Raw genomic sequence first — 543 nt, 5'->3', positions numbered from 1 at the left:
ACCGTCTAGTTCCATGCCAGGTGTATCGTAGATGGTGATTGGGCAACCTGGCTTGGAATACTGACGAATGTGGCGGGTGACGGGGCTGCCAACACCGGTACGGGCCAGCTCATCTCTAAACACTGCATTGACCAAGGTGCTCTTGCCCACCCCGCTTTTGCCAATGACCAGGATGTTGCAGTGGCCCAACTCTGTCTGCGCCTCTAGGAGGTCCTTCTGTAGTATCTGAGACACCGAATTCCAGAAAGACTTAAAGGCTTCTGGCTTCTCGAGAGATTCAGAAGCTTCTGGGATGCCTCGGGCACGGTCAACAATTTGGCGGGTTAGGTCAGTCAGTTTCTCTAAGAAGGATGGGCTTTTCTGAGACATGCTTCTTGCTTCTTCCCCTAAGGCCGATAGCCCCACAAAGGTAGTTCAGGGCGGATCCTACTGCCAAGTTTCTTCCGATACCGGAGACTGACCTAGCCAAGAGCCAATCTGTCTGCGCCCTGATCCCACTCCAAAGGGATCTGCAACAACGGGCTTATTGAGAGTTATTCACAA

At 52.7% G+C, this 543-nt stretch carries 1 protein-coding gene; it reads right to left on the bottom strand.

Translation table 11 applies throughout. The features are described 5' to 3' along the window. Nucleotides 1-369, bottom strand: a 369-nt coding sequence (locus NW820_RS13450) for a GTPase (RefSeq protein WP_414407781.1), incomplete at its 3' end; no start/stop codon positions are given. Nucleotides 370-543: the final 174 nt, after the last annotated feature.

Origin of the sequence: Synechococcus sp. R55.7 (assembly GCF_047461955.1) — a bacterium.
Classification (GTDB): Bacteria; Cyanobacteriota; Cyanobacteriia; order Thermostichales; family Thermostichaceae; genus Thermostichus.
The sequence above is the reverse complement of the archived record's forward strand: the minus strand, read 5'-3'. Positions and strand labels throughout refer to the sequence as shown.